Annotated in this window: 22 protein-coding genes; 14 read left to right on the forward strand and 8 right to left on the reverse strand. The window is 66.1% G+C overall.

Annotated elements, in window-relative coordinates:
• Positions 1–51: 51 nt before the first annotated feature.
• Together HUT07_RS17650 and HUT07_RS17655 are read right to left on the reverse strand one after the other, a co-directional pair.
• A complete protein-coding gene (locus HUT07_RS17650) occupies positions 52–3,051 on the reverse strand; it encodes a TonB-dependent receptor (protein ID WP_176022009.1) in 3,000 nt (999 codons plus the stop codon).
• A 51-nt stretch (positions 3,052–3,102) separates the two neighbouring features.
• The gene (locus tag HUT07_RS17655; protein WP_176022010.1) at positions 3,103–4,587 is read right to left on the reverse strand and encodes a transglutaminase-like domain-containing protein; all 1,485 of its coding nucleotides are present in this window, start codon (positions 4,585–4,587) and stop codon (positions 3,103–3,105) included.
• A 132-nt stretch (positions 4,588–4,719) separates the two neighbouring features.
• On the opposite strand from HUT07_RS17655, the gene HUT07_RS17660 reads away from it, so the two are divergent.
• From HUT07_RS17660 to HUT07_RS17685, 6 genes are all read left to right on the forward strand, one after another.
• Positions 4,720–6,156 carry an SH3 domain-containing protein gene (locus HUT07_RS17660; protein WP_176022011.1) on the forward strand — a complete coding sequence of 479 codons (1,437 nt, stop codon included), beginning with the start codon at positions 4,720–4,722 and terminating at the stop codon, positions 6,154–6,156.
• Positions 6,157–7,251, forward strand: coding sequence for a dipeptide epimerase (locus HUT07_RS17665; RefSeq protein ID WP_176022012.1), 1,095 nt, complete (start codon positions 6,157–6,159; stop codon positions 7,249–7,251). It abuts the gene before it with no gap.
• 433 nt (positions 7,252–7,684) lie between these two features.
• A complete protein-coding gene (locus HUT07_RS17670; RefSeq protein WP_176022013.1) occupies positions 7,685–8,533 on the forward strand; it encodes a MurR/RpiR family transcriptional regulator in 849 nt (282 codons plus the stop codon).
• 13 nt (positions 8,534–8,546) lie between these two features.
• Positions 8,547–9,326: a L,D-transpeptidase family protein gene (locus HUT07_RS17675; RefSeq protein WP_176022014.1), complete on the forward strand. Its 780-nt coding sequence runs from the start codon at positions 8,547–8,549 to the stop codon at positions 9,324–9,326.
• Complete coding sequence (locus HUT07_RS17680; protein WP_176022015.1) at positions 9,323–10,624, forward strand: amino acid permease; 1,302 nt, start codon at positions 9,323–9,325, stop codon at positions 10,622–10,624. The genes HUT07_RS17675 and HUT07_RS17680 overlap by 4 nt, the downstream gene beginning before the upstream one ends.
• An 82-nt stretch (positions 10,625–10,706) precedes the next feature.
• Entirely contained in the window at positions 10,707–11,039 is a 333-nt protein-coding gene (locus tag HUT07_RS17685; protein WP_176022016.1) for a hypothetical protein, read from the forward strand.
• A gap of 139 nt (positions 11,040–11,178) precedes the next feature.
• Here HUT07_RS17685 and yiaA read toward each other — a convergent pair whose 3' ends face one another.
• Positions 11,179–11,631, reverse strand: a complete 453-nt coding sequence (yiaA, locus tag HUT07_RS17690) for an inner membrane protein YiaA (RefSeq protein ID WP_176022017.1) — start codon at positions 11,629–11,631, stop codon at positions 11,179–11,181.
• A 171-nt stretch (positions 11,632–11,802) separates the two neighbouring features.
• On the opposite strand from yiaA, the gene HUT07_RS17695 reads away from it, so the two are divergent.
• On the forward strand, positions 11,803–12,969 hold the full coding sequence (locus tag HUT07_RS17695; RefSeq protein WP_176022018.1) for a PQQ-dependent sugar dehydrogenase: 1,167 nt from the start codon (positions 11,803–11,805) through the stop codon (positions 12,967–12,969).
• A 79-nt stretch (positions 12,970–13,048) separates the two neighbouring features.
• Here HUT07_RS17695 and HUT07_RS17700 read toward each other — a convergent pair whose 3' ends face one another.
• The 4 genes from HUT07_RS17700 to folB all read right to left on the reverse strand — a co-directional run bounded on the left by HUT07_RS17700 (position 13,049) and on the right by folB (position 17,785).
• Entirely contained in the window at positions 13,049–13,639 is a 591-nt protein-coding gene (locus HUT07_RS17700) for a hypothetical protein (protein ID WP_176022019.1), read from the reverse strand.
• 128 nt (positions 13,640–13,767) lie between these two features.
• On the reverse strand, positions 13,768–15,942 hold the full coding sequence (locus HUT07_RS17705; protein WP_176022020.1) for a glycoside hydrolase family 3 N-terminal domain-containing protein: 2,175 nt from the start codon (positions 15,940–15,942) through the stop codon (positions 13,768–13,770).
• A 128-nt stretch (positions 15,943–16,070) separates the two neighbouring features.
• Positions 16,071–17,342, reverse strand: coding sequence for a mechanosensitive ion channel domain-containing protein (locus HUT07_RS17710; protein ID WP_176022021.1), 1,272 nt, complete (start codon positions 17,340–17,342; stop codon positions 16,071–16,073).
• A gap of 89 nt (positions 17,343–17,431) precedes the next feature.
• On the reverse strand, positions 17,432–17,785 hold the full coding sequence (gene folB / locus HUT07_RS17715; protein ID WP_046983887.1) for a dihydroneopterin aldolase: 354 nt from the start codon (positions 17,783–17,785) through the stop codon (positions 17,432–17,434).
• Positions 17,786–18,144: 359 nt separating this feature from the next.
• On the opposite strand from folB, the gene HUT07_RS17720 reads away from it, so the two are divergent.
• Positions 18,145–18,810, forward strand: a complete 666-nt coding sequence (locus HUT07_RS17720; RefSeq protein ID WP_176022022.1) for a hypothetical protein — start codon at positions 18,145–18,147, stop codon at positions 18,808–18,810.
• 42 nt (positions 18,811–18,852) lie between these two features.
• On the opposite strand, the gene tsaD is transcribed toward HUT07_RS17720, so the two are convergent.
• On the reverse strand, positions 18,853–19,878 hold the full coding sequence (gene tsaD, locus HUT07_RS17725; RefSeq protein WP_176022023.1) for a tRNA (adenosine(37)-N6)-threonylcarbamoyltransferase complex transferase subunit TsaD: 1,026 nt from the start codon (positions 19,876–19,878) through the stop codon (positions 18,853–18,855).
• A 166-nt stretch (positions 19,879–20,044) separates the two neighbouring features.
• On the opposite strand from tsaD, the gene rpsU reads away from it, so the two are divergent.
• The 6 genes from rpsU to HUT07_RS17755 all read left to right on the forward strand — a co-directional run bounded on the left by rpsU (position 20,045) and on the right by HUT07_RS17755 (position 25,245).
• Positions 20,045–20,260: a 30S ribosomal protein S21 gene (gene rpsU, locus HUT07_RS17730; RefSeq protein ID WP_002808376.1), complete on the forward strand. Its 216-nt coding sequence runs from the start codon at positions 20,045–20,047 to the stop codon at positions 20,258–20,260.
• Positions 20,261–20,393: 133 nt separating this feature from the next.
• Positions 20,394–20,837, forward strand: a complete 444-nt coding sequence (locus tag HUT07_RS17735) for a GatB/YqeY domain-containing protein (RefSeq protein ID WP_099821346.1) — start codon at positions 20,394–20,396, stop codon at positions 20,835–20,837.
• 126 nt (positions 20,838–20,963) lie between these two features.
• Complete coding sequence (locus HUT07_RS17740; RefSeq protein ID WP_176022024.1) at positions 20,964–21,908, forward strand: YihY/virulence factor BrkB family protein; 945 nt, start codon at positions 20,964–20,966, stop codon at positions 21,906–21,908.
• Between the two features lie 59 nt (positions 21,909–21,967).
• Positions 21,968–23,707 (forward strand): DNA primase, encoded by a 1,740-nt coding sequence (gene dnaG, locus HUT07_RS17745; protein WP_176022025.1) that lies wholly within the window; start codon positions 21,968–21,970, stop codon positions 23,705–23,707.
• Between the two features lie 26 nt (positions 23,708–23,733).
• Positions 23,734–24,234, forward strand: a complete 501-nt coding sequence (locus HUT07_RS17750; protein ID WP_176022026.1) for a protein tyrosine phosphatase family protein — start codon at positions 23,734–23,736, stop codon at positions 24,232–24,234.
• Between the two features lie 39 nt (positions 24,235–24,273).
• Positions 24,274–25,245, forward strand: coding sequence for a bile acid:sodium symporter family protein (locus HUT07_RS17755; protein ID WP_176022027.1), 972 nt, complete (start codon positions 24,274–24,276; stop codon positions 25,243–25,245).
• Positions 25,246–25,425 lie beyond the last annotated feature (180 nt).

Raw genomic sequence — 25,425 nt, forward strand, 5'->3', positions numbered from 1 at the left:
CCGGCAATCACAAACCCGCGCCGCCCGGCAGGGCGGCGCGCAGATGCGTCCTCAATAGTTCCAGGTCACCGTCAGCTGTGCGTAGCGCGGCGACTGGAACCCGGTGCCATAACCATACATCGGGTTGGGCGTACCGATGCTGTCCTGCGGCTCGTAGTCCTGGTCCACGGTCACCACGCGCTGCTGGTTGAGCACGTTGTACACCGCCAGCTTCAGGCGCAGGTCGGTGGGAATGGGCACCTTGTAGGAAACGCTCACGTCCAGGTCGTAGGTCCACGGGGTACGGCCATCGCCGCCGCGTGGAGAGTGTACGAACACGCGCTCGGACGGCACCGTCGACTGGCAGTTGGAGACACACACGTAGTAGCTGTGGAAATCGGTGTCGTCGAACGGGTTGCCGGCGCCGAAGCGGGTGATCGGGCTGCCCGACTGCACGCCAAGGGTGGCAGCCACGCTCAGGTTCTCGGTCAGCGCGTAGCTGCCGCGGAACTTGAACTGGTGGCGACGGTCGTTGGCCAGGTAGCCATAGCCGCGATAGTTCACCCACGGGTTATCGAAATTCTCGGTGCGGCCAGCGTCGGCGAAGTCGGTATCGGAGTTGACTGGACCTTCGGCATTGCCGCGGCCGTAGGCCAGCGTATACGAGGCATTGAAGCCCCACTTGCCATCCCACGCACGGTCGACCTGCAGTTCCAGCGCCTTGTAATCGCGCTTGGGCTTCACCCAGCCGCGCTGGCCCACATAGTTGCCATCGTCGTCATACAGCGCCCAACCCTCCTTTGAGGTATCGATGTCGATCCAGCCATCGTTGCTGCCATCGCAGTTGGTATCGCCCCATACCGTGTTGGTGCGCCCGGGATTGCCCATGATCCACACACCATCAATCGCCCCGCACTGACCGGTGGCGGTGATGTTCATGTCATCGATGGCATTGCTCAGGCGGCGATAGGTGACGCTGGCGGCGACCGACCACGATTCACTCAGCATGTGCTGGAAGCCGAGGATCGCCTCATCCTGATAGACCGGGTCCATGTCCCGGTTCACCTCGGCGCGCAAGTCCGGCACGCTGCCATCGCCCTGCGAATTGTCGACCGGGCCGATCTGACCGCCCAGGTTCGGCACGTTGTTGGCCGCGCCGGTGTAGCCCAGGAACTCGTACCAGGTGCGCTCGTCGAGGAAGCCGCCGGCCTGTTTGATGTTGATGACATTGGCCACCGGCAGGTAGTAGCGGCCCAGGTTGCCGAACACCTTGGTGGTGCCATCACCACGCACGTCCCACGAGAAGCCCAGGCGCGGCGCGACCATGTTGTCGATCTTGATGTAGCTGTCGCCGTCGCCGCCCTTGTTGTCGAAACTCTCCACGCGCGCGCCGATGTTGAGCAGGAAGTTCGGGGTGACCTGCCAGTTGTCTTCCAGGTAGTAGGCCGAATTGATGGTCTCGAACGAGCCGGCCACTTCATAGCGGCGGGTACGCGCAACCAGGCCGCTGGCCGGCACGGTGCCGCCGTTGAGCGGACTGCCTGGCGTGCGGTAGTAGATGTCGTAGCGCAGGCCGCCAGGGCCGGGGTATGCGCGCTCGTAGTCGGAGGTGTTCTCTTCGCGGTCCAGGCCGAAGCGCAACAAGTGGTTGCCGAGCGACCATTCAAAGTCGGCGCGCGCGGCCTTGCGCGTATCCAGTGCCGACTCCAGCTGCGAACTGCTGGTGCAGCTACGGTCACCCTGCAGGTTGGACGGTACGCCCTGGCTGGCCGTGCGGTTGTCGAACACACGATTGCAGTTCTCGTCCATCAGTGAGCTCTGCACACGGTTGCGCTTGTTTTCACCGTACATCAGCTTCATGGTCAGATCGTTGTTGACCTGCCAGCTGTAGGTGCCTGACCAGTTCTTTCCGCCCACCGTGTTGACGATCTGGTTGCTGCGCTCGCCAACAGTGTCGCCGGCGTCGTAGTCGTATCGGTAGACGTCGGTGAGGGTCTTGTTCTTGTCGGAGAAGCCGAACAGCGACAGCATCTGGTTGTCGGTGATCTGCCAGTCCAGCTTGCCGCCCCAGAAGGGCTCATCGGCCTTGCCTTGGCTGAGGAACGTGCCGGCATCATTGGTCGAGGTCGGGCGATAGTCGCGTGCCTCGTACATGCCGAAGAAGAACAGCTTGTCCTGCACCAACGCGCCGGAAGCGAACACATTCAGCGCACTGCGCGAGTAGTCGTCACGGCTGGCGGTGATGTAGCGGCTGCCTTCGCCGTCATAGCGGTCGCGGGCCTGCGACTGCCACGCACGCGGTTCGAACACCAGTTCCGCACCGGCCTTGAAGTCATTGCTGCCCGAGCGGGTGACTGCATTGATGACACCACCGGTACTGCGCCCGAACTCCACCGAGTAGCCGCCGGTCTTGACCTGGAATTCCTGGTAGAACGCGAACGGCACCGACGAGAAGCCGACCCGGTTGTAGAAATCGGTGACGTTCAGGCCGTTGATGTAGACGGTGTTCTCGGCCACCGACGAGCCGCCGAAGGAAATGCCCTGTCCGCCCAGCGAGCCCTTGCCCTTCACCGCACCCGGCGCCAGCAGCGCCACTGCGGTGATGTCACGGTCCACCGGCAACCGCGACAGTTCCTCGCGGGTGATGTTGGTGGCCGACTCGGTCGACTTCACGTCAACCATCGACACCACCTGCGGCGCGCGGACTTCCACGGTACCCAGCGTGCTGACCGCACCCAGTGGCACGTTCACGGTGGTTGCACTGCCAAGGCTGACGGTGACCTGGCCGACGCGGCTGGCAGCACCACCGGGCAGGCTTACTTCCATGTCATAGGTGCCCACCGGCAACAGCGGAATGCGGTAGCCACCTTTACCGTCGGCCTGCACCGAGCGCACGAACCCGGTGGCCGGATTGCGGACCGTAACCGTGGCCCCAGCAGGCACCTGACCCGCATCGCTGGTCAGACGACCGACGACGGCGCCGTCCTGTGCGAGTGCGGCGGGTGCCAACGTTGCCAGACACGTACCGAGGGCGACGCACAAGGCCGCCCGCTTGATGTTGTAAGCCTTCATCCCCTGCTCTCTCCTGCAAGAATTGAATGGTGGTGAGGGTGGTGTATCGCGCTAGCGTTGCCCGGCCGGCAGTACCCGCCATTGGAAGTCGTAGCTCCATTGGTCGAAGTACAGGTTGTCGTTTTCCCACTCGACCTCGCCGCGCTGCGAGTCGACCGTTTCCGAGCGGTAGTGCTGTTTGGCCGGCACGAAGGCCTGGCCGAAGTCGTCGTTGAAGGCGATCCGGTAGCCGTCGAGGCCACCCAGGTAGAAATCACGCAGCGCCGGCGTGTCGCTGGCCAAAGCACCGGTCGTCACGTCCATCGGCAGCCAGCCATACGGTGCCAGGTAAACCTGCCCCCAATCGTGCAGGTTGTTGTAGCCGCTGCCATCGTCGGAGAACACCATGCCCGACTGCCAACGCGCGGGAATGCCGTTCATGCGCAGCAGGGCGATCAGCAGCAGGGTCTGCTGACCACAATCGGCGTGCCCGGCGCGCAGCGCGTAGTCGCTGATGTTGCTGATCGTCGAGTACTCGCGCGCACCGGCCCACGGAATGCGGTCGACCGCGGCGAACAGCTTGCGAACCACTTCATACGGACGCGTCTCGCCCTGCAGCACCTGGTCGGAGAACAGCTTCAGGGCGGGAGTGAAACGCACGTGCGGCAGCTGCTCGGCCATGTAGGGCTTCAGGGCCGAATCATCCGGTGTGGCCTGCACCTTCGTCGCGTCGATTGCCGTGTGGCGCGCGAAGATCGTCACCGCGTAGCGGACTTCAAAGCGCGTCGGCTGGCCAGCCACGGCTTTGGCTTCCAGGTAGGCGGTGCGCTGCTGGGTGCTGGCCGGGGCAATGTGTGCCTTGCCCGGCGTACTTCCGATCCACTGTACGTGCTCCTGCTGGCCGGAAATTTCGCGCGGGTACGGAATCCATGCGCGCACGGTTTCGCCGGCAGGCACCGCGTCGGCCTTCACCGTGAGCGATTGGGTGAATTCGATGCGCTGCGGCAGAACGGATGCCTTGCCGCTCTGTTTGGCGGCATCGACCACGCGTGCATGATGGGCATTGAGCACTTCATTCGGGCCCGGCGCCGGCATCGGCACGTCCGCACGGCGGCGTGCGCGTGCTTCGTCGCTGAGCAGGAACAGGTTCGACGGTGCGCGCTTGAAGTACCAGCGTGTGCCGTCAATGTCGAGATGCTCGATCAGCCCGAGCTGGTCCCAGCGTGCGAACTCCTCGTCGGTCAGATCGGGAATCCAGCGGCGTATCGCTGCTTTGGCAGCGGCTTGGTCAAGAGAGAAATCCAGTTTGATGCGGCGCATGCGCTCGAACTGGAAGTCGGCCGGTGGGAACACGCCCTGCGTGGCAAACGCCATGACCACGTTCTGGAACTGACCGCTGTCGACCCAGTCGATCAGTTGCCATTCCCGCTCACGATCGATCGCCAGATCAAGCGCGCTGCGAGGATCCTTTGCCTCTGCCGACCACGCCCACAGCAGCAGCGCGGCACACAGGCCGGCAGCGGCAGGCAGAGATGGTTTGCGAACGACAGGATCCACAGCGACACTTCCCAAGCGCGGGTGGTAACGGCTGTGTAACACGGGCCGGGGGACCGGTCAATAATTTATTCTTGCTTTCGCCCGTAAAAGGAATAAATATTCCTACAGGCATTCGAGGAGGGTGTGCAGCGCATGATCCTGGCTTCCCGCAGACTGAACCGGCATTGGCCGCGCCGCTTGACCCTGGCCCTGTGCCTGCTGGCCGCCCCAGCTTTCGCACAGGCCGCACCGCCGCCTGACCCCGGCGCGCCCCTGCCCTATGTGATCGGCTTGCATGAGGCCTACCTCACCCCGGACTATTGGGCGGCACGGCTGGACAACGCCGATGCGCCGATCCTCGACCGCGCGCAGATCGACGCGCAGAACGCGCGGATGCGCGGGCAAGACAGCCACATCCAGGACATCGCCACGCTGCCCGCACAGCTCAGTGCAACACAGGTCCGCGCCAGCATCGACGCGCTTTCGAGCTGGCCGAAGCGGGCGCTGTATGACGAGAAGGGCCAGGCCATCGCCGCGGGCGAGCGCGCGGCCATCGAAGCCAACCTCGGCCTCGACGCGGTTCCTTCGCAGGTCGCGCCATCGTACGGACTGGTGGTGAAGCGTGCCGCGCTGCGCACCTTCCCCACCCGCCAGCGGGTTTTCAGCACGCTCGGCGACACCGACATCGACCGCTTCCAGGAGTCAGCGCTGTTCCCCGGCGACAAGGTCGCCGTGGTCCATCGCAGTGCCGACGGCCGCTGGCTGTTCGTGCACAGCGAGCGCTACAGCGCGTGGATCGAAGCCGATGCCGTGGCCAGCGGTGACAAGGCCACGGTGCTCGGCTATGCCGCGAAGGGCCCGTACCGCATCGTCACCGGCGCCACTGCGCAGACCGCGTACACACCTGAGGAACCGCGCGTATCGCGCCTGCAGCTGGACATGGGCGTACGCCTGCCGGTGCTGGCCGACTGGCCCGCCGCCGAACCGGTGAACGGCCAGCAGGCGCATGCCTCGTGGGTGGTGCAGCTGCCGGTGCGCGAAGCCGATGGTCGACTGAAACTGGTGCCGGCCCTGCTGCCGCGCTCACAGGACACTGCCGCCGACTACCTGCCGCTGACCCCGCGCCTGCTGCTGCAGCAATCGTTCAAGTTCCTCGGCGAACGCTACGGTTGGGGCCACGACTACGACACCCGCGACTGCAGTGGATTCGTGTCGGAGATCTACCGCAGCTTCGGCGTACTGTTGCCGCGCAATACCAGCGCACAGGCGATCAGCCCCGCGCTGGATCGCCTGCCGTTCACCAGCAAGGACGGCAAGGCCGTGCGTGACCGCGCCGTCACCGGTCTGCAGGTGGGCGACCTGGTCTACATCCCCGGCCACGTGATGATGGCCATCGGCCACGTCGATGGCCGCACCTGGGTGATCCACGATACCGCGGGCGGCAGCTGGTTCGGCGCCGACGGCAAGCGTGTGCAGGCACATCTCAATGGCGTATCGGTCACGCCGCTGGAGCCGATGATGGCCAGCGACAGCGTCCGCTACATCGATCGCATCACCAACATCCAACGCCTGCGTGCCAAGAATCCCTGAATGAAGATCACCGCCATCGAACTGGGCATGCTGCGCGTGCCGCTGAAAACGCCGTTCAAGACCGCGTTGCGTACCGTGGAGACCGTGGAAGACGTGGTGGTGCTGATCCGCACCGATACCGGTCACACCGGCTACGGTGAGGCACCAGCCACCGCCGTCATCACCGGCGACACCCATGGCTCGATCATCGAAGCGATCCGCCACTTCATCGCCCCGCGCCTGATCGGCCAGGAGGTGGTCAACCTCAACCGCCTGTGCACGCTGGTGCAGACCGCGATGGAGCGCAACACCAGCGCCAAGGCGGCGGTGGAGATCGCGCTCTACGATCTGTGGGCGCAGCTGCATGGCGCGCCGCTGTACCAGATGCTGGGCGGTGGCGACCCGGTGATCACCACCGACATCACCATCAGCGTGGACTACATCGACAAGATGGTGGCCGATTCACTGTCGGCGATCGAACGCGGCTTCGAGTCGCTGAAGATCAAGGTCGGCAAGGACATCGGCGTGGACATCGAGCGGGTCAAGGCGATCCATGCCGCCGTGGAAGGCCGTGCGCTGCTGCGCCTGGACGCCAACCAGGGCTGGACCGCCAAGCAGGCCGTGCATGCGATGCGCACGCTGGAAGACGCCGGGGTGGTGCTGGAACTGCTGGAACAACCGGTCAAGGCCGCCGACATCACTGGCCTGAAATACGTGACCGACCGCGTCAACACGCCGGTGATGGCCGACGAAAGCGTGTTCAGCCCCAGCCAGGTGATGGACCTGATCCAGCAGCGCGCCGCCGATATCATCAACATCAAGCTGATGAAGACCGGCGGCCTGTCCAATGCGATCCGCATTGCCGATATCGCCGGCATCTACGGCGTGCCGTGCATGATCGGCTGCATGATCGAATCGAGCATCAGCGTAGCGGCGGCCGTGCACCTGGCGGTGGCCAAGAGCGATGTGATCACCAAGGTCGACCTCGACGGCCCCTCGCTGGGGCAGTTCGATCCGGTCAGCGGCGGCGTGCACTTCAACGAATCGGAGATCAGCATCAGCGACGTGCCGGGATTGGGCATCACCGAAGTGCGGGGGCTGGAGATGCTGGGTTGATCGAAGCTCCGCTGCCAGTGGTGTCGACGTCTGATGCTTGCTCGGGCGTCACTTTTCTTTTCGCGAAAAGAAAAGTAACCAAAAGAAACGCTCCGCCATCCGCGAGCCGACGTGCTGTGCACGCCGGTGCCCTGCGCTACAAGGCGGACTCAATGTCAAAGGCAACAACTGCACCCAGTAGATCCACGCCATGCGTGGATGCTCCTGCTCTTGCTTCTGCCCTACCCCGTATCCCCTTCGCGGCTGGCACGCGCGCGATCTGTCCGGGGTCGGGTGGGTGGGGCTTGCAGGGGTGTCCGCGCCAAGGATGGCGCGGCCAAGCCTCCATGGACGGATTCACGGCGTCCCCTGCAAACCCCACCCGCCCGACCCACTCCATGACACGCTCTACGCGACCAACCGCAACGCTTTTGATAACCCCCGGACACCCCGCATGCCGCCCCTGCTGAAAATCCGCACCGAGCGCGGGCAGATGTCGGCCATCGAACGCCGCATCGCCGACTTCATCCTCGACAACGCCCACCTGCTGCGCGATTACTCTTCGCAGCAGCTGGCCAGTGCCTTGGGCATCAGCCAATCCAGCGTGGTGAAGTTCAGCCAGAAGCTCGGCTTCAAGGGCTACCCGGACCTGAAGTATTCCATCGGCGAGGACGTTGCCCGCGCCGGTGCCGACCCCCAGCAGATGCCGGCCGAACCGGACATCAGCGATGACTACCTGCGCCTGGGTGACGCCCTGCGCCGCAGCAAGGCACAGGCCGAGGAAGAAACCCGCCAGGCCAACCCGCGTGAGGAGATCGAGCGCATCGTGCAGCTGCTCGACGGCGCGCCCAAGCTGTTCGTCCACGGCCTCGGTGACGACGGCCTGTACGCACGTGAATTCGCCATGCGGCTGTCGCTGCTCGGCCTGCTGGTGGTGCCGCATACCGATCCGATCCTGATGCTGGCCAACCTGTCCGCCGCACGCCCGGGCGACGTGCTGCTGATGTTCTCCGAGTTCGGCAACCTGCCACAGCTGTCACAGCTCTCGCGCCAGTTCCAGGACATGGGCGGCAAGGTCGTGTCGATCACCCGCCACACCGCCAACCCGCTGCGTGCGCATGCCGATGCAGCGCTGGTGGTATGCGCGCACGACCGCGCGCCGCAGGTGGCGCAGCTGCTGTACCGTAGTGCCATGCACGCCCTGCTCGATTTCCTGTTCGTGCTGCTCTGCCACGCCAATCCGGATCGCCAGCAACAGCTGGCGGTGAATCTGGAACGGATCGATCACCTGCTGGATTGCTGACCGGAGTGCCTGCATGAACCGCCTGTTCCGTTGCGCCGTCGCTGCCGGGCTGTTGACCCTGCTGCCGCTGTTTCCCGCCGCAGCCCTCAGTAAAAGGCTCCCTCCCCTGGTGCACAGCCAGCAGGTCGTGGTGGTGGTCACCGACAGTTGGGATGCCAACCAAGGCAAGCTGCAGGCCTACACCCGGGACGCCAAGGGGTGGCAGCCGCACGGTCCGGCGTTCGACGTGGCGATCGGGCGCACTGGCAGCGCCTGGGGGCTGGGGCTGACAGGCACGCCAGCAGACGGCCCGCAGAAGCGCGAAGGCGATGGCCGCAGCCCGGCGGGCGTCTTCGCGATCGGCAGCGCGTTCGGCTACACAGGAAAGGCCACCACCGGCCTGACTTACCAGCCGATGCAGTCCACGCATTACTGCATGGACGTGCCGGCCTCGCCGCAGTACAACCAGATTGTCGACGCACGCGAGGTCGGCGCCGAGGCCGTGAAGGGCTCCACTGAACCCATGCGACTGGACCTGCACAACAAAGGGGATGTGCGCTACCGGCAGGGCTTTGTGATCGCCCACAATGCCTTCAACGAACCGGGCCATGGCAGTTGCATCTTCGCCCATCTGTGGCGTCAGCCCGGTGAGGCCACCGCCGGCTGTACCGCCATGACCGCCGCTCACATGCGCACCCTGCTGGCCTGGCTGAGCGATGAAGCACAGCCGCGGTTCGTGCTGCTGCCGCGCGCGCAGTACCACGAGTATCAGGGACCCTGGGAACTCCCCGCACTGACGGAAGCACTGCGTTGAGCACCCCGAACGAACCGCAGCTGCAGCGCGCGGTCAGCCGCTGGCAGATCGTCGGCCTGTCGATCAACGATGTGATCGGCAGCGGCATCTACCTGCTGCCGGCTGCCACGGTCGCCCTGCTCGGTCCCTTCAGCCTGTGGGGCGTGGTCGCCGCCGGCATCGTCGTCGCCCTGCTGGTGCTGTGCTACGCGCAGGCGGCCAGCTATTTCGACGAACCCGGTGGCAGCTACCTGTACGCGCGCGAAGCCTTCGGCCGCTTTGCCGGCTTCGAGATCGGCTGGATGATCTGGCTGACCCGCATCAGCTCCGCCGCAGCGCTCAGCAATGCGCTGGCCGACGCCGTGGCGCGGTTCTGGCCATGGGCAGCCGCAGGCATGGGTCGCATCGCGATCATCGTTGTTTCGCTCGGCTTCCTGACCGGGGTGAACATCATCGGCGTGCGCTCGGCCGCCCGCACCGGCATCGTGCTGGTGATCGGCAAGATGCTGCCGCTGCTGTTGTTCGTGGCCATCGGCGCGTTCTACATCGACCCGCAGCTCGCCTTCTCCGGGCAGCGCCCGGACCCGCACGACCTGCAGCGCATGGGTGAGGCGGCGCTGTTGCTGCTGTATGCCTATGCCGGGTTCGAGAACATCCCGGCCGCGGCCGGCGAGTACCGCAACCCACGCCGTGACATTCCCTTCGCGCTGATCACCATGATCGTCACCGTCACCGTGATCTATGCGGCGGTGCAGATCGTGGCGCAAGGCACACTGCCCGGCCTGGCCAGCTCGGCCACGCCGCTGGCCGATGCCGCGTCCAGCTTCGGCGGCGAGGCGCTGGCACTGATCCTCACCGTGGGCGCAACCATCTCCATCCTCGGCACCAACAGCAACACGATGATGATGGGCCCGCGCTTCCTGTTCGCCCTGGCCCGCGACGGCTACGGCCCGAAGGTGCTGGCGCAGGTGCACCCGCGCTTCCGTACCCCGGCCGCGGCGATCTTCTGCCAGGGCCTGATCGCGCTCGGCCTGGCGCTGTCCGGGTCGTTCGTGCAGTTGGCGCTGTTGTCGATGACCACGCGGCTGTTCGCCTACATCGGTACTGCAGCAGCGGTGCTGGTACTGGCCAAGCGCTATGCGGACCGCCCCGGCGCGTTGAAGCTGCCCGGTGGTCCCTTGATTCCGGTGCTGGCCCTGCTGCTGTGCGTCGCCCTGTTCGCCAGCGCCAGCTGGCAGAACATCGCCGCTGCGTTGGTCGCGTTTGCGATCGGCGCCGTCATCTACAAACTGCCGCGCAAGGATGCCGCCGCGGATTGACCTGGCGGTCACGCTGCCGGCCCGATGCGTTAACCGGCCGACAGGCACGATCAGGCTTCGTCCACTACGGAGCTTGTTGCCCATGAGCCCTGACTACCAGATCCCCGGCCGCGTGCCGGAGGACGGCACCCCGCGCCAGGCGGTTTCAGACTACTGGCGCGATCGCTATACCAGCGAACCGTACTACGACAACCAGCTGTTCTTCGACGATTACGAGCCGGCCTACCAGATCGGCCACTCCGCCCGCGCGCAGGACATGATCCGCGCGTACGAAGAGATTGAAGGTGAGCTGGAAACGCGTTGGGCGAAAGAACGCGGCAAGAGCCGGCTGGAATGGGCGCAGGCCCGCAGTGCCGTACGGCGCGGCTGGGAAGAAGCAGTGAATCTGGATCCGCGCCGGAACAGCGGCGGATAACCATATCCTGTAGAGCCGAGCCCATGCTCGGCTGACGCCTCAGCTGTAGAGCCAAGCCATGCTTGGCTGGGTTTCCGGAGTCGAGCCCGCCCGGCTGCCGATAAGCAGCCGAGCATGGGCTCGGTTCTACCTCCGCCGGTCAGTCCTGTTCCGGCAGCGGCGGAACCGACGAGCCGCGCTTGGGCTCGGCCGCGTTGGCGGCAATCAGGTCGCGGGTGTTCTTCTGCACCGCCACCGCGCCGAACAGCGACAGCGCGAACGCCATGCCATAGAAGCCCTTTTCGCTCAGCACCAGGGTGGCGTTCCACAGACCGACCAGCAGCAGCAACAACGCCGACAGCAGCGCGAACCAGCACAGCGCGTAGTACAGGCCGCTCACCGGAATGCCTTCGACGCGGTCGCGCACGCTCTTCTGCAGCGATACCGCCGCGAACAGGCCGAACAGCAGCAGGGTCAGGTAGTAGCCTTTCTCGTTCAGCGGCATTTCGGCATTGAACAGCCCTACCAGGTAGGCCACCGCGCCCAGCAGCAGGGCCACCCACGAGGCGGCAATGAAGGCGGGCGAGGGTCGATGGATGATCGGTGCGTTCATTGCAGTTCCTTGGCGGTCAGGCGGGCATGCTTTGCCCGGGCGACAACACCCTAGACCATCCGCGCCATGGCGCACAGGGGGGAGCAGGACCTTCGGGCCACGACCGTCACTGCACCGGTGGTATACAAAGGAGAGCCTGGCCATCCGCATCCCCTTCCGCTGGAGATACCCATGACCCGCACACCCCTGCTGCTCGCGCTCGGCCTGCTGCCGATCCTTGCCACCACCGCCTGCAATGCGGCCGGTCCTGATGCGACAGGCCAGAAGGCCTCGGCGACCGCCGCAACCACCGCCGACCAGCGCCCTTTCACCGCCACCGAGGTCAGCCGCTTCGACCAGCCGTGGGCGATGACCTTCCTGCCCGATGGCAGCCTGCTGGTCACCGAGAAGCGCGGCAAACTGCAGCGCCTGGACCTGGCCAGTGGCCAGAAACATGAGATTGCCGGTGTACCCAAGGTCGCGTACGGCGGCCAGGGTGGTTTCGGCGACGTGATCCTGCATCCGGATTTCGCCCGCAACCACGTGGTCTACGTCAGCTATGCCGAGGAAGGCACGCTGGATACGCGCGGCGCGGCCGTGGCCCGTGCCACCCTCGCCCTGAATGCCGACGGTGGCGGCCAGCTGAAAGATCTGAAGGTGATCTGGCGACAGACACCGAAGGTCAGTGGCGAAGGCCACTACGGCCACCGCCTGGCCTTCGGCCCCGACGGCAAGCTGTGGATCAGTTCCAGCGAACGGCAGAAGTTCGATCCTGCGCAGGACATGAGCGGCAACCTGGGCAAGATCATCCGCCTCAACGACGACGGCAGCCTGCCGGCCGACAATCCGTTCGCCTCGCAGGGTGGCGTGGCCGCGCAGGTATGGTCGCTGGGCCACCGCAATGTGCTGGGCATTGCCTTCGATGCCAACGGCAAGCTGTGGGCGCAGGAAATGGGTCCGGCCGGCGGCGATGAGCTGAACCTGATCGTGCGTGGTGCCAACTACGGCTACCCGATCGTCTCCAACGGCGACCACTACGATGGCCGTCCGATTCCCGACCACGACACCCGCCCGGAGTTCGCCGCACCGAAGGTGACCTGGAACCCGGTTATTTCCCCGGCCGGCCTGATGTTCTACAGCGGCACCCTGTTCCCGCAATGGAAGGGCAGCGCCTTCATCGGTGGCCTGTCGTCCACGTCGCTGGTGCGCGTCAGCTTTGATGGCGACACCGCACGCGAAGCCGACCGCTTCAACATGGGCGAGCGCATCCGTGAGGTGGAACAGGGCCCGGATGGCGCGCTGTGGCTGCTGGAAGACGGCAGCAAGGCACGGCTGCTGAAGCTCACGCCGAAGGCCTGATTGGCCTGATTGGCCGGGTTGCCGGCCAGCGGCCGGCACTAACGATCTGGAACGGCCCCGCATGCGGGGCCGTTTGATTTCATTGGATGGTGATGACCTTCACTTCCGTGCGCGTGCAGGCCTTGTCCAGGCACTGGCCATTCAACCAGACCTGGCCATCGCCGATCATCACGCCCTGCTGGTTGACGAACACGTTGCCGAACTCCTGCGCGGACACGGCCTTGACCACCGCCGGGGTGATGATCTTTTCGTAGTTGCGCTGGAACTCACCGGGTCCGGTGATCTTCTTTCCACCGCTGATGTTCAGCGGGAAACGTACTTCTTCAACCACGGCGGGACGGTCGCCGGCGACCACGGCGGTCTTGAAGGCATTGAATACTTTTTCATACTGCGCCGCATCGCCAAGCAGCGTTTCGATGCGGGCGCGGGCGTCGCCTGCGGCGGGCTCGACGGCGGGGGAAGCCTCGGCCGGCGTCGCCGCCGCATCCGTCGCGTGTTCCGCCGCAGCCTGCGGCGCCGCAACGGCATCCGGCGTGGTGCTGGCGGCCGCCTCAGCTGGCGTCGCGCCGGTCATCGGCGGTGGCGCATCGGCGGCGGGTTCGGCTGGCGGAGCCGGCTGCGAACAGGCGGCCAGCAGCAAGGCCGGAATCAGGAAAGCAATCTTGCGCATGCGCGAGCTCCATCGGATCGAAACGCCGATGGTAGCGCCGGGCCATGCCCGGCGTGTTCGTGCACCGTGAGCAAGGCATCGCCCGGCACGCCACAGTAGATCCACGCCATGCGTGGATGCTCTACCGATCAGGCCTTCAGCAGCTCGAACTGCACCGCGTCACCGGCCATCGACGAAGCGCACACCCACACATCGAACAGACCCGGCTCGGCACGCAGCACGCCGTCGCGGCCGGTGAATGCCAGCTGCTCGCGGGCCAGGGTGAACACCACCTCGGTCGACTCGCCCGGCTGCAGGGCCACCTTGCGGAAGTCCTTCAGTTCACGCACCGGGCGCACGCGGCTGGCCACGCGGTCGTGGATGTACAGCTGCACCACTTCTTCGCCGGCCACGTTGCCGGTGTTGGTCAGCGTGGTGGTCAGGGTCAGGGTGTCGTCCCAGCCGACGCGCACACTGCTCAGCTGCGGCACGCCGTAGGCAAAGGTGGTGAAACCGATGCCGTGGCCAAACGGATACAGCGGCTCGTTCGGAATCTCGCGCCAGCGCGCCTTGAACTCCGACATGGTCGGCAGTTCCGGGCGGCCGGTGCGCGGGTGGTTGTAGAAGTACGGCTGCTGGCCGGACACCTGCGGGAAGCTGACCGGCAGGCGGCCAGACGGGCTGTAATCGCCGAACAGCACATCGGCCACGGCATGACCGGTCTGCGTGCCCAGGTACCAGGTGATGGCCACGGCATGCGCATTGCGCACCGCGCCCTGCAGGGCCAGCGCGCGACCATTGCGCAGCAGCACCACCAGCGGCTTGCCGGTCATCGCCACGGCCTCGGCCAGCGCCTGCTGTGCCGGCGGCAGGGTGATCTCCACGCGCGACTGCGCCTCGCCGCTGTAACGCTGCGGCTCGCCCAGCGCCAGCACCACCACGTCGGCACGCAGCGCCGCCGCAACGGCCGCTTCGGTGCCACCGGCAATGGCCACTTCCAGTTCGCAACCCGGCACCACTTCCAGCAGTGTTTCATCGCCGATGGCGGCGCGCACGCCGGTTTCCAGGTCAATGTAGCGCTGCTTGTCGCCGAACAGGGTCCAGCAGCCTTCAATGTTCTCGCGGTCCTGCACGAACGGGCCGATCAGGGCGATCTTCTGCCCACTCTTCTGCAGCGGCAGCACGCCGTCACGGTTGTTCAGCAGCACGATCGAACGACGCGCAGCATCACGCGACAGTTCGTCATGCGCGGCGATGTGCGAGGTATCGGCTTCGCGCGCCGGGTCCAGCGAACGGTAAGGGTCGTCGAACAGGCCGATGGTTTCCTTCAACCACAGGATGCGGCGCACGCCTTCGTCCAGCACAGCCATCGGCACTTCGCCGCTCTCGACCAGGCCCGGCAGGTGCTCGGCGTAGAAACCGCTCTGCATGCTCAGGTCGAGGCCGGCGGTGAACGCCTTGGCGGTGGCATCGCGGTCGTCGGCGGCGTAGCCGTGCGCGACCAGCTCCATGTCGGCGGTGTAGTCGGAAATCACCACGCCCGGGAACTTCCACTCACCGCGCAGGATGTCGGTCAGCAGCTCGGCATTGGCACTGGCCGGCACGCCGTTGATGTCGTTGAACGAGGACATCACCGTGATCGCGCCGGCATCGAAGGCGGCCTTGAACGGCGGCAGGTGCACATCGCGCAGGGTCTGCGGCGAGATGTCGACCATGTTGTATTCCATGCCGGCCATCACCGCGCCATAGGCGGCGAAGTGCTTGGGCGTGGCCAGCAGCGAATCGGCGGCGCGCAGGTCGCTGCCCTGGAAGCCGCGCACGCGGGCGGCGGCAAAGGCACAGCCCAGTACGACGTCCTCACCGGCACCTTCGGCGCCACGGCCCCAGCGCTGGTCGCGGGCGATGTCCACGGCCGGTGCGTAGGTCCAGTGCAGGCCGGCGGCGGTGGCTTCGACGGCGGTGGCGCGCGCGGTGCGCTCGGCCAGGTCCGGCTCGAAGCTGGCGGCCTCGCCCAGCGGAATCGGAAACACGGTGCGCATGCCGTGGATGACGTCGGCGGCCAGGATCACCGGGATGCCCAGGCGGCTCTCCTCGGTGGCGACCTGCTGGATGCGGCGGCCGAGCTCGGCGCCAACACCGTTGAACAGCGAGCCGACCTTGCCCTCGCGCACCTGCTGCAGCACCTGATCGGCATTGCGCACGTTGGCTTCCGGGTTCACGTCCGGGGCGAACGGGCGGACCATGTCCGCGAAGACACCCAGTTGGCCGACTTTTTCCTCGACGGTCATCTGGGCAATGAGGGATTCGATGCGATCGGAGGCCACCGGCAGTCCTTGATGAAAACGTTTACAAGCCCGGCATTCTAGCGATCCCGAGCGATTTGGCGAGAGGTTTCGTCATTCAGTTTCAGCCACCAGCCGGATCCGTACGGTCCGGCCGGGGGCATCGCAGCTTACTCCGAGCCGGCCAACTGGCGCTGCCCGGCCATCAACATGGCGTCGCTGGAGGCCTGGAACACCCGCAGGCCAAAGGCCGGCAGGATCGCCAGCAGGTGGTCGAAGATGTCCGACTGCACGGCCTCGTACTCGCCCCAGGCGGTGCTGCGGGTGAAGCAGTACAGCTCCAGCGGCAGGCCTTCGGTGGTCGGCTGCAGCTGGCGCACCAGCAGGGTCATGTCGGTGTGGATGCCCGGGTGGCTGGCCAGGTAGCGATCCACATAGGCACGGAAGGTACCCAGGTTGGTGACCCGACGGCTGTTGACCTCGGCCACGCCCTGCTCGCGCAGGCGCCCGTTCCACTGGCCCAGCTCCTGCTGCTTGCCGCGCAGGTAGTCGCCCAGCAGGGCGAACTGACCGAGGAAGGCCAGGTCGTCCTCTTCCATGAAACGCACGCTGTGCTGGTCCAGGTACAGCGCGCGCTTGATCCGGCGGCCACCCGCTTCCTGCATGCCGCGCCAGTTCTTGAACGACTCGGTCACCAGCTTCTTGGTCGGGATGGTGGTGATCGTCTTGTCGAAGTTCTGCACGGTGACGGTATGCAGGGCGATATCGATGACATCGCCATCGGCATTCTGGCTGGGCATCTCGATCCAGTCGCCGATGCGCACGCGGCCATCGCCACTGATCTGCACGCTGGCCACCAGCGACAGGATGGTGTCCTGGAAGATCAGCATCAGTACCGCGGTGGCCGCGCCCAGGCCGGTGACCAATGGCCCCAGCTTCACCCCCAGCAGGGTGGCAACGATGGACAGGCCGGCGGCCACGAACACCACGATCTTGACCACCTGCAGGTAGCCCTTGATCGGCTTGTTGCGTGCATCGGGCTTGCGCTCGTACAGGCTGTTGGCCGCATCCAGCGCATGCGAGAACGCCATCGACACGGTCAGTACCGCCCACACGATGCACAGCTTGATGATGACGTTGACCAGGCTTGGCGGCAGGTCAGGAATGAGGGTGATGCCCGAGGCGATCACCTGGCTGGGCACCACGTTGGACAGGCGCGCGATGACCCGCATCAGGTGACTGCCACGCCCGGACTCGGCGCCCGGCAGCCGCTGCAGCAGGCGTCGCAGGCCGCGCACCAGGATGCGCTTGGTCACCCAGTTGGCCAGGCCAGCTGCAATCAGCAGGGCCGAGATCATCAACGCCAGATAGGCGCCAGGATAGGGTTCCAGTGTGTTCTGCAGCTGTTCCAGCCACTGTACCGCCACCACTGCGTCCACCATCGGTTGTCTCCTTTTTCATTGCTGCTGAGGTTGCCGGCCAGCGGCCGGCACTACCGGGGTACTGGCCTGGGCCCGGCACGACCGGGACGTCAGTCCCGCGTGCGCTCGATGATCACCCCGACCGCGCGCGCGCCGCGCACCGCGCCGGGCTTGCTCAGCTTCAGGCGCAGCCACTTCACGTCGAACTCGTCCAGCACGATCTGAGCGCAACGCTCGGCCAAGGTTTCGACCAAGCCGAATTCCGATTCGCGCACGAACTGCTCCAGGCGCTTGCTGACCGCCTTGTAGTTCAGGGTATGGGCAATGTCATCGCTGGCCGCCGGACGACGGTTGTCGAAGCCCATCTCCAGGTCGAACACCAGGTCCTGGCGGATCCGCCGTTCCCAATCGTAGATGCCGATCAGGGCGTCGATCGTCAGCCCTTCGATGAAAACCTTGTCCATTGCGGTTACCAGCCGGAAAACAGGCGGTCATGGTAACGGGACGGCGGTGAGCCTGCCCGGAACGGGCGGTGAGCGGCCGGCAGGGACACGGCTTCAGAAAAGACAAAGGGCCCCACTAGCAGGGCCCTTTGGTACTACCGTTTGTCCCCGGGGGGAGCTGGAATCCAGCCGCAAGTCCCGGTGGCGCAGGCACGCAGATTAGGCAAGGACCAGATCGCCGGTCAAGGCCAGTTCCGACAGGGCAGGTCAGGTATTCGTCCGAGGCGAAACACAGAAAATCAGCCGCGCGTACAACGACGTTCCCTGATGGTCGCCGCCGCCCACTCTCGCGAACATCGATCCCTCCTTCACCACCGCACATGACGATGGCTCCATACGATGTACTGCGGCGCGCGTTGTCAGCGGAGCGTCTGTCTACCTACGAGAGAATCGCATCGGCCTGCAGCCCCGACGTCACCGCCGAATCCCTGTACCTCTGGAACATGCGGATGTGTGATGCGCTGATGATGCCGGTCCACCTCTGCGAAGTGGTCATCCGCAATGCAGCGGCATCGGTACTGGTGCGGCAACATGGTCCACGATGGCCATGGAATGAGGCGTTCCGGCGCAGGCTGCCAGCATCAGCATCCGCCTCTGCCAAGGCGGCGCTGGAACAGGCGGCCCATCGCGCGACCAGCACATCCGACATCGTCGCCAACCTGCCAATGGTGTTCTGGCAGCAGCTCTTTACATGTCGCTTCGACTCCACGCTGTGGATACCCGCACTCAGCAGGGTTCTGCAGCATGCTCCCTCTGCTCATCCCAGTGCCATCAGGAAAGCCATCCACGCGGATATCGGACGCATCCGTCACCTGCGTAACCGCATCGCCCACCACGAGCCCATCCTGGAACGCGACATCGGCGCCGACCTGGCCGCGATCGGGCGGCTGATCCACGCCCGCTGCCCGCATACGCTGAGCTGGCTGCAGCGCCATGAGCGGGCCACAACGATACTGGCGGCATCGCCGCTGGCAGGACGTCCGTAATGCGTCCGCCGGGCATGGCCCGGCGCTACCGGTTGCGGGGCTTCACACCGCCGGCAGGGTCGCCATGTCCCAGCGCGGGGTCACATCCACCTTCGGCGGGCTGTGCTGGCCCGCCTGCAGGCGCAGCGCGCCGGCGAAGGCGATCATCGCGCCGTTGTCGGTGCACAGCGCCGGCCGCGGGAAGCAGGCCCGCCCGCCGAGGCGCTCGGCCATCAGCTGCAGGCGCGCGCGCAGGCGCTTGTTGGCGCCCACGCCGCCGGCCACCACGATCACATTGGTGCCGGCCGCTTCCAGCGCGCGCTCGCACTTGATGGAAAGTGTCTCGACCACGGCATCTTCAAAGCCACGGGCGATGTCGGCGCGGGTCTGCTCGCTCTGGTCGCTGTCGCGCCAGGCCATCAGGACCTGGGTCTTCAAGCCGGAGAAGCTGAAATCCAGGCCCGGGCGATCGGTCATCGGCCGCGTGAAGCGATAGACGCCCGGCGTACCCTGCTCGGCCAGCTTGGCCAGCTGCGGCCCGCCCGGGTATGGCAGCCCCATCATCTTGGCGGTCTTGTCGAAGGCTTCACCGGCCGCGTCGTCCAGGGTTTCGCCCAGAAGCCGATACTTGCCGATGGCATCGACGGCCACCAGCTGGGTATGGCCACCGGACACCAGCAGGGCCACGAACGGGGCCTGCGGCGGGTCGTCTTCCATCAGCGGCGCCAGCAGATGGCCTTCCATGTGGTGCACGCCCACGGCAGGCACCTCCAGCGCCCAGGCCAGCGACCGGGCCACGCCGGCGCCCACCAGCAGCGCCCCGACCAGGCCGGGGCCGGCGGTGTAGGCCACCCCGTCGATGTCGTTCACGCCAAGCCCGGCCTCGGCCAGCGTCTGCCGTACCAGCGGCAGCAGCTTGCGCACGTGGTCACGGCTGGCCAGCTCGGGCACCACACCGCCGTACTCGGCGTGCAGGGCGATCTGGCTGTAGACCGCATGGGCGCGCAGGGCCGCGCTGCCGGACAGGTCGGTGTCATACACCGCCACGCCGGTCTCATCACAGGAAGATTCGATGCCAAGGACTCGCATGCCTGCTATTATGACGCCCCTGTCGCCCCCTCGGGGAACGGCAGATCCCCATCGCACGCAAACGACTCGCCCGTATTCAGGGTTGGCCGCTTGCAGTTTGTCCAATCGCCGCTATAATGTGCGGCTCGCCGGGCGTGACCCGGTTCTACTGTGTCCCGGAGATTCCATGCCCAGCGTCAAAGTCCGCGAGAACGAACCCTTCGAGTTTGCTCTTCGCCGCTTCAAGCGCACTTGCGAAAAGGCCGGTGTGCTGGCCGAAACCCGCAAGCGCGAGTTCTACGAAAAGCCGACCCAGGAGCGTAAGCGCAAGGCCGCCGCTGCTGTGAAGCGTCAGCTGCGCCGCTCGTCGCGCGACGTCACCAAGCGTCAGCGCCTGTACTGATCGGACGCATCTTCATTGCGGTGGGCATTCCCTGCCGCGATGGAGTCGAAGCCGGCACGCGCGAGCGTCGCCGGCTTTTTGCGTTTCCGGGCCCGGGCATCCGCCCAGCCCCACCACCACCACGAGGTTCGCCATGAGCATGAAGCAGCAGCTCACCGAAGACATGAAGGCCGCCATGAAGGGCGGCGAGAAGCACAAGCTGGGCGTCATCCGCCTGATCAACGCGGCCATCAAGCAGAAGGAAGTCGACGAGCGCATCGAGCTGGACGACACCGCCGTGATCGCCGTGCTCGACAAGATGGTCAAGCAGCGCAAGGATTCGGTCAGCCAGTTTGAAGCGGCCAACCGCGAAGACCTGGCGGAAATCGAGCGCGCCGAGATTGTGGTGATCGAAGCCTACCTGCCGGCCAAGATGGGCGAAGCCGAGATCGTCGCGGCGATCCAGGCCGCCATCGCCGAGACCGGCGCCAGCAGCGCGGCCGACATGGGCAAGCTGATGGGCGCGCTGAAGCCCAAGCTCGCCGGCCAGGCCGACATGGGCCTGGTGTCCAAGCTGGTCAAGCAGCAGCTGGCGTAAGCCAGCGTTGATCCGATAGCGCCGGGCCATGCCCGGCGTTTCGGTTGGTCGCCGGGCATGGCCCGGCGCTGCCGATGCAACACCCGCTTCACCACCTCTTCGACCCCCGGCTGCTACAACATCCCCATGGTCGAGCAATCCAACGCCCCCACCGACACGCATCCCCACGGCATCCCCGCACGGCTTCGCCGCTACGCTGATCGCCTGCAGGACAGCTTCCCGATGGCGGTGGCCAAGCGCTTCGTCGAAATCGACGTGCTGACCCAGGCCGCCTCGGTCTCCTTCTATGCCCTGCTGTCGATGGCACCGCTGCTGGTGCTGCTGCTGTGGCTGACCGCCTCGCTGTATCCACCGGCACAACAGGCACTGATCGGGCAGATCGGCTCGGTGGCAGGCAGCAGCGTGGCCAGCGTAGCCGACACCGTGCTGCACAACGCCAACAGCCAGCCCAGCGTCGGTTCGCTGGCCGGGCTGTGGAGCACACTGCTGCTGTTCGTCGGCGCCACTGCGGTGTTCGCCCAGCTGCAGAACGCGTTGAACCGCATCTTCCACACCAGCGGCCAGCGCCTGGAGGGCATCAAGGCCTGGCTGCGCAAGCGCGTGTTCTCTTTCGGCGTGGTGCTGGCACTGGGCTTCCTGCTGATCCTGTCGATGACTGCCACCACCGCGCTGCAGGTGGTGTTCGCGCAGCTGCCCTCGGTGCTGCCCGCAATCGGCTACCTGACCTCGCTGCTGCTGTACACGCTGGCCTTCGCCTTCCTCTACCACTACCTGCCGGACCGGCGCGTGGCCTGGCGCCAGGCCTTCATCGGCGGTGCCATCACCTCGTTGCTGTTCACCCTGGGCCGTTATGGCATCGGCGTCTACATCAGCACCGTTGCCCCCGGCAGCGCCTACGGCTCGATGGGCGCGCTGGTGATTTCGCTGGTCTGGATCTACTACGCCACGGCCGTGTTCTTCGTCGGTGCATTGATGACCGCCGTGATCGACGAACGCCAGTACGCACGTGCACGCCTGGCCAGCGCCGATGTGGCCCCGCAGGAAGCCGGCCGGGCCGCCGCCAGCGAGTAAACTAGGGGACCTGCCGCCCCCGCAGCGCGCCCTGGCGGCCGCGCCCTGTCCTGTTGCCCATGGCCCGTATCCCCGACGCTTTCATCGACGACCTGCTGGCCCGCTCCGACATCGTCGAGGTGGTGGGCAGCCGCGTGCCGCTGAAGCGCCAGGGCAAGGAGTACGCTGCACGCTGCCCGTTCCATGACGAGCGCTCGGCGTCGTTCACCGTCTCGCCGACCAAGCAGTTCTACCACTGCTTCGGCTGCGGCGCGCACGGCACCGCGATCAGCTTCCTGATGAACTACGACCGCCTCGAGTTCCTCGACGCGGTGGATGAACTGGCCAAGCGTGCCGGCATGGAAGTGCCGCGCAGCGAGAACCCGCGCAGCGCCCAGCAGCAGGATGACAGCCGCGAGCTGTACTCCGCGCTGGACGCGGCGACCAAGTTCTTCCAGAAAAACCTGGAAGGCAGCGAGAAGGCCCGCAGCTACCTCGACGGCCGCGGCGTGGACGAAGAGAACCGCGCACGCTTCCAGATCGGCTATGCGCCTGATGGCTACAGCGGCCTGCGCGATGCGCTGGGCAAGGACGAGCGGCGGATGAAACTGCTCGACCGCGCTGGCCTGTTCTCCAAGAACGACCGCGGCCACGTCTACGACAAGTTCCGCGACCGGGTGATGTTCCCGATCTTCGACCGCCGTGGGCGGGTGATCGCCTTCGGCGGGCGCGTGTTCGAGAAGGACGACGGCCCCAAGTACCTCAACTCGCCGGAGACCGCGCTGTTCCACAAGGGGCGCGAACTGTACGGCCTGTGGCAGGTGCGCCAGGCCAACCAGAAGATCGAGCGCTTGATCGTGGTCGAGGGCTACATGGACGTGGTCTCGCTGTTCCAGTTCGGCGTTACCCAGGCGGTGGCGACGCTGGGCACGGCGACCACGCCGGACCATGCCGAGCTGCTGTTCCGCAACGCGCCGGACGTGTTCTTCTGCTTCGACGGCGACGCCGCCGGCCGTCGCGCCGGCTGGAAGGCGCTGGAATCGGTGCTGCCGCGCATGAAGGACGGCCGCCAGGCCTTCTTCCTGTTCCTGCCCGATGGCGAAGACCCGGACAGCATCGTGCGCAAGGAAGGTGCCGAAGCCTTCGACGAGCGCCTGAAGCAGGCCACGCCGTTGTCGCAGTTCTTCTTCGACGAGCTGACCCGCGAGATCAACCTGGGCACGCTGGACGGCAAGGCACGGCTGGCCGAGCGCGCCAAGCCGATGCTCGCGCAGATTCCCGACGGCGCGTTTGGCGACCTGATGAAACAGCAGCTGGGACAACTGACCGGGCTGGGCGGCAACGCGCAGGCCGGTCGGCCACCGATGCCGCAACGCGCGGTCTCGCGCACGATCCAGCCGGTGGCCAAACGCAGCCTGGTGCGCGGCGCGATCGCCGTGCTGCTGCAGCAGCCGACGCTGGCCCTGACCCTGGGAGGCAAGCACCACTTCCAGGGCCTGCGCCTGCCGGGCGTAGAGCTGCTGCTGGAACTGCTGGGACTGGTCGAACAGCGCCCGGACATCAGTACCGGCGCCCTGCTGGAGCATTTCGACGGCCGCGAAGAACAGGCCTCGCTGCACACCTTGGCCGCGCAGACGCTGGCGGGCGATGAGGCGATGTGGACGGTGGAACTGCATGACGCGGTCGGGCAGCTGGAGAAGCAGCTGCTGTTCCAGCGCATCGACGACCTTAACGCCAAGCAGCGACAACAGGGTCTGGACGATACTGACAAGTACGAGATGCGCGAGCTGCTGAAGGCCCGCGCCAACCTGCGCCTGTAGCGGCAGAACACATCCCCGGAGAGACCATGCTGCTGCGCCTGACCTGCCTGCTGTTGTTGTCGCTCTGCCCGGTTCTGCCAGCCTGGGCTGCGGACCCCACCTTTGCTGAGGTCCGCCCAGGCCTGTACGCCGGCGGCCAGCCCACCGCCGCGCAACTGCGCGAACTGGCAGCACAGGGCGTACGCACGGTGATCGACCTGCGCCAAGCCGATGAAGATCGCGGCTTCGATGAAACACGCGAGGCCGAAGCGCTGGGCCTGCGCTATGTGCGTATCCCGGTGGCCGGGGCCGAAGGCCTGGATGCCGCCAATGTGCGCGCCGTGCACCACGCGCTGCAGCAGAGCCAGGGGCCGGTGCTGCTGCACTGCGCCTCAGGCAACCGCGCCGGTGCTGTGCTCGGGCTGGTCAACGCACGTTACGAACAGGCCAGCCCGGAACAGGCGCTGCAACTGGGCCAACGTGCCGGCCTGAAGTCGCTGGAAGCGGCCACCCGCGAGCGCCTGGCGATCCCTTCTCCCACCCCCTGATTCCCGGGGGAATCCCCCGCACCAAGGAGCCTATCCACCATGACCCGCTGGTGGTCGCGCCTGCGACCGGACAACTTCACCCTCGCCCTGCTGTGCACCGTCGGCCTGGCCTCGCTGCTGCCGATGAAAGGCGCCGCCGCCCTGGTGCTCGACGATGTCACTACGGTCGCCATCGCCGCGCTGTTCTTCCTGCACGGCGCACGCCTGCCGCGCGAATCAATCATCGGCGGCATGCTGCACTGGCGCCTGCACCTGACGATCCTCGCCTGTACCTTCCTCCTGTTCCCGCTGCTGGGGCTGTTGTTCAAGCCGTTGTCGGGCTGGCTGCTGACGCCCGAGCTGTACCTGGGCGTGCTGTTCCTGTGCACCCTGCCGTCCACCGTGCAGTCGTCGATCGCGTTCACCTCGATGGCGCGCGGCAACGTGCCGGCGGCCGTGTGCAGTGCCTCGCTGTCGAGCATCCTCGGTGTGTTCCTGACGCCACTGCTGCTGACCGCGCTGGCCGGTACCTCTGGCGGCGTGCACGACCCGCTGCATGCCATCGGCGGCATCATGCTGCAGTTGCTGGTGCCGTTCGTGGCCGGTCACCTGTTGCGGCCGTGGATCGCCGGCTGGGTGGAGAAGCAGCGCGCGCTGCTGCGCTACACCGACCAGGCCACCATCCTGCTGGTGGTGTACTCGGCGTTCGGCGAAGCGGTCACCGAAGGGTTGTGGAGCAAGACACCCCTGCTCTCGCTGTTCGCGGTGGCGGTGGTGGCGGCGGTACTGCTCGGCATCGCCATGCCGCTGATCACCTTCATTGCCCGCCGCCTGCGCTTCAACCGCGAAGACGAGATCGCCATCGTGTTCTGCGGCTCGAAGAAGAGCCTGGCCACGGGTGTGCCGATCGCCAAGGTGCTGTTCGCTGGCGGCAGCCTCGGCGCAATCGTGCTGCCGGTGATGATCTACCACCAGATCCAGCTGATCGTCTGCGGCGTGATCGCGCAGCGGTATGCCAGGCGCAAGCCCTGACCCAACCGGAAACCCATCCACGCATGGCGTGGATCTATTGAACGCTCGGGCTGCTGCGGGAAATCATCCACGCATGGCGTGGATCTACTGAGCGCTCGGGCTGCTGCGGGAAATCATCCACGCATGGCGTGGATCTACTGAACGCTCGGGCTGCTGAGGGAAACCATCCACGCATGGCGT

The sequence above is a fragment of the Stenotrophomonas sp. NA06056 genome, assembly GCF_013364355.1.
Lineage (GTDB): Bacteria > Pseudomonadota > Gammaproteobacteria > Xanthomonadales > Xanthomonadaceae > Stenotrophomonas.